Source organism: Xenorhabdus kozodoii (genome assembly GCF_002632875.1).
GTDB lineage: Bacteria > Pseudomonadota > Gammaproteobacteria > Enterobacterales > Enterobacteriaceae > Xenorhabdus > Xenorhabdus kozodoii.
On record NZ_NJCX01000026.1, the window covers coordinates 41,199 to 48,502 of the forward strand.

The following is a 7,304-nucleotide window of genomic DNA, read 5'->3' on the forward strand; positions in this document are numbered from 1 at the left end:
TTCAACAATTTTCAGGTACGGTGCCACGACAATGGAACTAAAATCAACACAAATCGGCCAACGCCTCGCTCAACATCCCTATAATCGGGTACGTTTACTGAATGCTGGCATTGAAGTGAGTGGCGACAGGCACCAGTACCTTATCCCATTTAATCAATTAATTGATATTCAGTGTAGGCGAGGAATTGTTTGGGGGGAACTGGAATTTGAATTACCAGAAAGAAAAGTGGTTCGTCTGCATGGCACTGATTGGCAACAAACCCAACGTTTTTACCATTATTTATTAAAAGAATGGCAAAAATGGAGCCTCGATATGGGGGATGTCAGCGCTGATGTTTTGGCAGCGCAAGTCAATAAAATAACTCAGATAAAACGACAAAATCGCTGGCTTAAAGCAACAGATCTCGCGGCGGTGCAACAACAAATCCGGGATACCTTTCAGGCTTTACCTTTGCCATTACAACGCATTGGGCAATTTGAAAATTGCCGGGACAATTATCAGATTTGTCTGGATTGGTTAGATCATGGTGAAAAAGCAATCCAAACCCTGAACCAGCAATGGGTTGAGCACATGTTGGGGCAATATGGACAATTTTTCCAGACAATAGAAATATCACCCCTTAATCATGCCCAGTGTCGGGTCGTGATTAATGGTGAACAGAATATTCTGTTATTGGCGGGTGCAGGTAGCGGAAAAACGTCTGTTTTGGTTGCGCGCGCCGGATGGCTATTGTTACGGCAACAAGCCCTTCCTGAACAAATTTTGCTGTTGGCTTTGGGTCGTCAGGCTGCCGATGAAATGAATGAACGCATTCAGGCACGGCTGGGAACACAAGAGATAAAAGCCAACACATTTCAGACCTTGGCATTGCATATTATTCAGCAAGGTAGCAACAAATTCCCGAAAATTAGCGAACTGGAAACGGATACCCAAAAGCGCCGGGCTTTTCTTATCCAGGAATGGCAGAAGCAGTGCGAAGCAAAGAAAGCGCAGGCTAAAGGTTGGCGGGAATGGTTGAATGAAGAATTGGATTGGCAATTACCGGAAGGTGAATATTGGCATGATAATGCATTGACGACTCGCTTATCGGTTCGCCTGGAACGTTGGCTGGCGTTAATACGTATGCATGGCGGCAGTCAGAAAGAGTGGGTTGAACAATCTCCCGCCGCTTATATTGATGCATTCCAGAAACGCCTACGGCTTATGTCTCCGTTGCTGAAAGCCTGGAAATCGGCATTAAAATCTGAAGGTGCAACCGATTTTTCTGGCTTGATCCATCAGGCAGTGAATATCTTACAAAAAGGGAGATTTATCAGCCCATGGAAACACATCCTGGTGGATGAATTTCAAGATATTTCTCCCTTGAAGCTCAAATTATTGACGGCATTGAAGGCACAAAATCAACAAAGTCACCTATTTGCCGTAGGAGATGATTGTCAGGCAATTTATCGCTTTAAGGATCCTGAATTAACGTTAGCGGCGGTATTTGCAGGCTATTTTGGCAAAGGGACTGAATGTACACTGGATACAACCTATCGTTTCAATGAACGTATCGAGGAAATTGCCAGCCAATTTATACAACAAAATCCTTACCAGCCTAAAAAAACGCTGAATAGTCTGGCGAAAGGCAATAAGAAATCGGTTGTGATTTTACCGGAAGAGCAGTTGGAAGCACTGCTTAATAAAATGAGTGGTTATGTGACCCAGCAAGAAACCCTCTTATTATTGGCGCGCTATGACTATCTCAAACCAGAATTATTGAAAAAAGCGCCGACGCGCTGGCCAAATTTGAAGATTGAATTTATGGCGATCCACGCGTCCAAGGGGCAGCAGGCGGATTACGTCATTATCTTAGGATTACGGCAGGGCCAAGATGGTTTTCCGGCACCAGAAAGGGAAACGGTGATGGAACAGGTTTTATTGCCACCACCGGAGAATTTCCCCGATGCGCAAGAGCGTCGCCTTTTATACCTCGCCCTGACGCGCGCAAAAAAGCAGGTTTGGCTCATGCAGGAACCGGAAAACCCATCGATTTTCATTCATCAGTTAGCGCAATTGGGCGTACCGATCCAGCGTAAGCCTTGATGGTCGTTAAAATCACTTTAATCTTTCATTGAGATAGCGCTGATAATCTGGCACGCAAATATCAACATTTTTAGAAAAAAGCGTTGAGTTGATAAGAAAATCGGCCGTTGAGCGGTTTGTTGCAACAGGAATATTCCAAACCGTAGCCACGCGTAGCAGAGCCTTAACATCGGGATCATGGGGAACGGCATTTAATGGGTCCCAAAAGAAGATTAAGACATCGATTTTCCCTTCGGAAATCAGCGCACCAATTTGTTGATCACCGCCCATTGGCCCACTTAACATGCTCGTTACAGACAACCCCGTTTTTTGCTGGATTAGATGCCCCGTCGTGCCTGTGGCATATAAAGTATGTTGTGCTAACAAAGCGTTGTGAGTGTTAACCCAGGCCAGCAGGGCGTTTTTACAATGATCGTGTGCGACAAGCGCGATCTTTTTTGATTCAGGCAAGGTGCGAACCGTTGATTCCATAGGGATACCTTTATGCGGGTAAATTATTTATCATAAACAGGGTAGCAGATAAACCAAATGAAAAAGCGGTGGAAAATAGGGGGAGCAAAAATGAGTGATCAATACATCGCGGATATACTGGGAAAGGTAAAAACTATAGCGTTAGTCGGTGCGAGTGAGAAAACAGATCGCCCAAGCTACAAGGTCATGAAATATTTACTCAATCAGGGGTATCGCGTTATTCCTGTCAGCCCTAAACTGGCAGGACAAACTTTATTGAACCAGCCCGTTGTAGGCCAATTATCTGATATTAAACAACCCGTCGATATGGTTGATGTATTTCGCAATGCGGACGCTGTTTACGGTGTTGCGGAAGAGGCTATCGTCATTGGTGCCAAAGTCCTTTGGCTGCAACAAGGCATTATTAATGAAGATGCAAAATTATTGGCAGAAAATAAAGGGTTAGAGGTTGTGATGGATCGTTGCCCAAAAATTGAAATCCCGCGATTGGGAATGGAAAAGTAAAGAAGGCGGCGATGGATTTATTCTTCACCACCTTACTGTTATGATTTAGATAACGGTAATGAAAACATTTAATTTCGTAGTCGTGGAGCCTGCAATTGATTGCGGATCGATTCGGCCAACTCGTCCAGAGAAGATTGTTCTGGATGTTCGTCTGATGTTTCGTAAGTCAATTGAGCTTCAGCCAAATAAGTGTGAATAGGTTGCCCGTCATCATCTTCCATCACGACGTGATACCACGGCGCTGAACGTAAGGTGGCATTAGATGCAATATCATTTTCCTGCGGCTGTTCTAAAGAATATTCAGCATCAATATCTACAATCACACCCAAGTAACCCAGCAACCTATGTCGTACTTGCTGGCCGATACCAAATTTGCTGGCGATCATCATAGTCACCTCCAAAGAAACTTTGCAATGACTCATATATAAGGGCAGTAAGGTAAATTTCAAGCGCACACCAGAGAGTGATAGCCGGAATTTTTGCATGACTTTTGCAACCAAGATGACATGTGACCGCCACCTCATAATTTCAGGTTAGCTGTTGCATATATAAAATACAATATCAAAAGTGAGTTTAACATTTTAAAGTTTTTACCATCTTATCTGGGAGGAATATAACGATGGCTAAATGCAGCATGATTATTTATGTTTACGGAAGGGTACAGGGCGTTGGATTTCGTTATCATACTTACCGCTGGGCAAAGAAAAATAAGCTGGTGGGATATGTCCGCAATATGAATGATGGGAGTGTGAAAATCGTCGCTTGCGGCAATGATTCGCAAATCAAAATGTTAACGCATTGGCTGGAGCAGGGCGGGCCACCTGGCGCTAAAATAGAACATTTTCAATCTGAGTCTTGTGAAGTGGAAGAAATGAGTGATTTTAGCATCCGCCATTAGCGACGGATGAATAAATCAAATACATTTAACGGGCTTGGGAAGGCCAGCAATTTTTGTTGCTTGTTTTGCAGGCCCTTTGGGAAACAGGCGATAGAGGTAACGGCTATTTCCTTTTTCCTCACCATATTTTTGGGAGATCGCTTTGACTAACATACGAATAGCCGGTGAAGTATTAAATTCTTCATAGAACTCACGTACAAATCGGATAACTTCCCAATGCTGTTCGGTCAGCGTAATGGCTTCCTGTCCGGCAATGACAGGAGCTATGGCTTCTTGCCAATCACGGTAATTTTTTAGATAACCTTGTGCATCAGTTTCGATCTCGCGACCTTCAAATACCAACATAACTTTTTTTACCAATTCAATAACGATAGCTGCAATTTAGCAAAAATCACCACAATTCCCAAGAAAGATCCCCTAATATGCTGAATAAATAGACCAATAGACAGAGTTGTGAATAAATTAACGGCAGTTGAACAGATAAATGCTTTACATTGGGAACAGCCATGTTTATAGTGCTCGACATCGCGGAGGGGTGGCCGAGCGGCTGAAGGCAGCGGTCTTGAAAACCGCCGATGGGAAACCATCCGAGAGTTCGAATCTCTCCTCCTCCGCCACTTCTACTTCTCGCAACGTCTCCTAAAGTCCACTTTTTCAAATAAAATCAACAAATAACAATAATCCCAAGTCTCCTAATATCTCCTAGCGTCTCCTGAAAGCGACATGAAATTGTGCATAGTTTTGTGTATAGTTTTTACTATACACATCTTCCTACACACACGGGTGAAATGATGAAGCTAACAGACGTGGCAATTAAGAGAGCCAAGCCAAAAGCAAAATCTTATACGCTATCTGATGGAAATGGACTTTGGCTATTGATAGAACCGAACGGATCTAGAGGTTGGCGGTTCCGTTATCGTTTTGAAGGTAAGCAGAAGATGCTATCTTTAGGCACTTATCCTGAAGTGCCTTTAGCGGAAGCAAGGAAAAGAACCGCAGAGTGTCGTTCTATGATTGCTGGTGGCGTTAATCCTTCTGAAGATAGAAAGCAGAAGAAGCGAGAAAGCGCTATCATGTCTGAAAACACTTTTGAAAAAATTACTCTTGAATGGTACGAAAAACGCAAAGATAGATGGTCGGCAGGGTATCGCGCTGACATGATGAGCGCTTTTGAAAATGATGTTTTCCCTTATATTGGCAATAGACCAATAGCAGATATAAAACCCTTGGAGTTACTGGACGTTCTTTCGAGAATGGAAAAGCGCGGGGCTACTGAGAAGTTAAAAAAAGTCCGTCAACGTTGTGGTGAAGTTTGGAAATATGCAATTATCACTGGTCGAGCTGAGTATAACCCAGCCCCCGATCTTGCCAGTGCTTTTATTCCCCACAAAAGAGAGCATTACCCTCACCTTGATGTTGACGAGTTACCAGAATTCCTGAAATCCATTGACAAGCACATGGGTAGCCAGATTGTTAGACATGCACTGAGAATTCTAATTATTACAGGATTACGCCCTGGTGAATTAAGAAAATTAGAATGGAGTGAAGTTGATCTGGAAAAAAGACTCATTCAAATCCCTTCGGAAAGAATGAAAATGCGCAGACCGCACAGCGTGCCTTTGTCTGATCAGGTAGTAACTTTACTTCGGCAATTAATCCCAATTAGTGGTGATTATCAATATGTATTTCCTAGCCGAACCGATTACAAAAAACCTCTCAGCGAAATGGCTATGAATACCATGATGAAGCGTATGGGGTATGGCGGCAGGGCTACGGGGCATGGATTCCGCCACACTATGAGTACTGTGCTGCATGAGCAGCGCTTCCCTTCTGAGTGGATAGAGTTACAGCTTGCTCATGTTGACAAAAATACTATTAGGGGCACGTATAACCATGCCCTTCATTTGGATGGTCGCCGAGAAATGCTCCAGTGGTATGCTGATTTCATTAATGCCTTAGAGTGCGGGAAAGATATTATTAATAGTCGTTTTAAGAATGACTGATTAAGCATTATCTTCAATTGAGCGGCGAGACTTATTTATACGCTGCTCAATCCATTCGTTAATCTCGCTTTCTATAAAGGCAATTGAGCGAGAACCAATCTTAACTGGTTTAGGAAATTCTCCTTTATCAATTAATTTATAAGTCCATGATTTGCTATAACCTATTCTGCTCAAAACTTCATCTAACCTAATGAACTTATTCGACACTGGAATTACCTCCTTTCCGGTATCCTGCCTGCCAGATTGCATCGGTGATGTCAGCCGGATTACCCCAAGCTGAGGCGATTATCTGGGTGAGGTGGGGTGAGTTAGTGATCATTATTTCCTTCTCCTCTTGCCTGTCTTTACTGGTGTTAACTTCACGCTTGCCACTTTTGGCGCTGGTGGCAGAGGAGGGCAAACGCCCTCATGAATATGTTGGTTACGCCTCATGATATGAATGAGCCGCTGTGTTTGATCCGTGCCGTCGTCGATGTGGAATGTGGTTTTAACAAGCACATCGTGAATGTCTGCCATCTGGCGGTGCTTATTTGTCACGGCTTGCCTCCCTGCAAATGATTTTGTAGGCTCGCATCATGTGGTTCGCTTTGCCGGTGATCGCGGTTTTTCTGAACAGCACACCAAAAGAAGTAGTCCGCAACTTACCAACAGCCAACAGGGCGGCATCCACACAACGATTATGTAAACGGCGCTCTGTGATGAAGCTGGTTATGATGATTAGTGCTGCGTTGCCTTTGTTCTGATAGTCGATTTTCATTGAAACGCCCCCTTGGCTGCCAGCGTGTCGCCCATGTCATTGATCATGCTTTGCCATATTTCACGCCCGTGGCCTGTCAGATAGCCATTGACTACACATTTTTCCATCAGGTTAATGGCGATGATTTCCCATGCCGGGTAATTCTGCTGTAGTGCTTCCAGTGCGTAGCTATCGACCAGTTCACGAATGCCTTTTACCCCATCGACAATAGCGACATTGATTTCTGTTTTTCCGACCTGCATTGTGAAGTGAGCGCCGCCGTTACGGGTTGTTACATCGTGATAGATAGCGGCTGCGTAAGTGTTTGCCAGTGCGTTGAGACGAAAGTTTTTCGTTATCATCTGCGCCTCCTGTCAATGAATAACCGGCATAGTGTTAAACTCGCCAGCCTCTACCGCTTTGATTAATTCATCGTGCAAGATAGAAAGTCCCTCGCGCCCTTTCTTAGATAACCGGTTGCCTTTCTCTGGCTGACTATTGACAAAATCCATGTACATTCTTACCGCTATGTCCGCACCTTCTTCGCTTCCGCACTGCTCAAATGCGATCCCTTCAACATGGGTTGCCAACATCATGCGCTCTGAT

The 7,304-nt window shown here is 44.1% G+C and carries 11 protein-coding genes, 1 tRNA gene and 1 pseudogene; 5 read left to right on the top strand and 8 right to left on the bottom strand.

What is annotated here, in order from left to right:
* Positions 1-31 precede the first annotated feature (31 nt).
* Entirely contained in the window at positions 32-2,086 is a 2,055-nt protein-coding gene (gene helD, locus Xkoz_RS15950; protein ID WP_099143052.1) for a DNA helicase IV, read from the top strand.
* A gap of 12 nt (positions 2,087-2,098) precedes the next feature.
* On the opposite strand, the gene mgsA is transcribed toward helD, so the two are convergent.
* A complete protein-coding gene (mgsA, locus tag Xkoz_RS15955; protein WP_099143053.1) occupies positions 2,099-2,557 on the bottom strand; it encodes a methylglyoxal synthase in 459 nt (152 codons plus the stop codon).
* Positions 2,558-2,647: 90 nt separating this feature from the next.
* Between mgsA and Xkoz_RS15960 the strand changes: the two genes are divergently transcribed.
* On the top strand, positions 2,648-3,061 hold the full coding sequence (locus tag Xkoz_RS15960) for a CoA-binding protein (RefSeq protein WP_099143054.1): 414 nt from the start codon (positions 2,648-2,650) through the stop codon (positions 3,059-3,061).
* Between the two features lie 68 nt (positions 3,062-3,129).
* Here the strand turns inward: Xkoz_RS15960 and hspQ are convergent, their stop codons facing one another.
* Positions 3,130-3,450: a heat shock protein HspQ gene (hspQ, locus tag Xkoz_RS15965; protein ID WP_208615285.1), complete on the bottom strand. Its 321-nt coding sequence runs from the start codon at positions 3,448-3,450 to the stop codon at positions 3,130-3,132.
* Between the two features lie 230 nt (positions 3,451-3,680).
* Here hspQ and yccX point away from each other — a divergent pair, with 230 nt between their 5' ends.
* Positions 3,681-3,959 carry an acylphosphatase gene (gene yccX / locus Xkoz_RS15970; RefSeq protein WP_099143055.1) on the top strand — a complete coding sequence of 93 codons (279 nt, stop codon included), beginning with the start codon at positions 3,681-3,683 and terminating at the stop codon, positions 3,957-3,959.
* Between the two features lie 15 nt (positions 3,960-3,974).
* On the opposite strand, the gene tusE is transcribed toward yccX, so the two are convergent.
* Complete coding sequence (gene tusE, locus Xkoz_RS15975) at positions 3,975-4,304, bottom strand: sulfurtransferase TusE (protein WP_099143056.1); 330 nt, start codon at positions 4,302-4,304, stop codon at positions 3,975-3,977.
* A gap of 184 nt (positions 4,305-4,488) precedes the next feature.
* On the opposite strand from tusE, the gene Xkoz_RS15980 reads away from it, so the two are divergent.
* Positions 4,489-4,576, top strand: a tRNA-Ser gene (locus Xkoz_RS15980).
* A gap of 174 nt (positions 4,577-4,750) precedes the next feature.
* Positions 4,751-5,962: a tyrosine-type recombinase/integrase gene (locus Xkoz_RS15985; protein WP_099143057.1), complete on the top strand. Its 1,212-nt coding sequence runs from the start codon at positions 4,751-4,753 to the stop codon at positions 5,960-5,962.
* Here Xkoz_RS15985 and Xkoz_RS15990 read toward each other — a convergent pair whose 3' ends face one another.
* From Xkoz_RS15990 to Xkoz_RS20905, 5 genes and pseudogenes are all read right to left on the bottom strand, one after another.
* Entirely contained in the window at positions 5,963-6,169 is a 207-nt protein-coding gene (locus Xkoz_RS15990) for a helix-turn-helix transcriptional regulator (protein WP_099143058.1), read from the bottom strand.
* A complete protein-coding gene (locus Xkoz_RS15995; RefSeq protein ID WP_099143059.1) occupies positions 6,159-6,362 on the bottom strand; it encodes a hypothetical protein in 204 nt (67 codons plus the stop codon). Before Xkoz_RS15995 ends, Xkoz_RS15990 begins: the two co-directional genes overlap by 11 nt.
* 126 nt (positions 6,363-6,488) lie before the next feature.
* A complete protein-coding gene (locus Xkoz_RS16000) occupies positions 6,489-6,719 on the bottom strand; it encodes a hypothetical protein (protein ID WP_099143060.1) in 231 nt (76 codons plus the stop codon).
* Positions 6,716-7,060, bottom strand: a complete 345-nt coding sequence (locus tag Xkoz_RS16005; protein WP_099143061.1) for a hypothetical protein — start codon at positions 7,058-7,060, stop codon at positions 6,716-6,718. Before Xkoz_RS16005 ends, Xkoz_RS16000 begins: the two co-directional genes overlap by 4 nt.
* 12 nt (positions 7,061-7,072) lie before the next feature.
* Positions 7,073-7,304, bottom strand: a pseudogene (locus Xkoz_RS20905) (hypothetical protein); the annotation flags it as partial.

Coding starts and splice junctions, on each gene's coding strand:
- mgsA (WP_099143053.1), bottom strand. CDS start 2,557: ATGGAATCAACGGTTCGCACCTTGCCTGAATCAAAAAAGATCGCGCTT.
- helD (WP_099143052.1), top strand. CDS start 32: ATGGAACTAAAATCAACACAAATCGGCCAACGCCTCGCTCAACATCCC.
- hspQ (WP_208615285.1), bottom strand. CDS start 3,450: ATGATGATCGCCAGCAAATTTGGTATCGGCCAGCAAGTACGACATAGG.
- yccX (WP_099143055.1), top strand. CDS start 3,681: ATGGCTAAATGCAGCATGATTATTTATGTTTACGGAAGGGTACAGGGC.
- Xkoz_RS15985 (WP_099143057.1), top strand. CDS start 4,751: ATGAAGCTAACAGACGTGGCAATTAAGAGAGCCAAGCCAAAAGCAAAA.
- Xkoz_RS15960 (WP_099143054.1), top strand. CDS start 2,648: ATGAGTGATCAATACATCGCGGATATACTGGGAAAGGTAAAAACTATA.
- Xkoz_RS16005 (WP_099143061.1), bottom strand. CDS start 7,060: ATGATAACGAAAAACTTTCGTCTCAACGCACTGGCAAACACTTACGCA.
- Xkoz_RS16000 (WP_099143060.1), bottom strand. CDS start 6,719: ATGAAAATCGACTATCAGAACAAAGGCAACGCAGCACTAATCATCATA.
- tusE (WP_099143056.1), bottom strand. CDS start 4,304: ATGTTGGTATTTGAAGGTCGCGAGATCGAAACTGATGCACAAGGTTAT.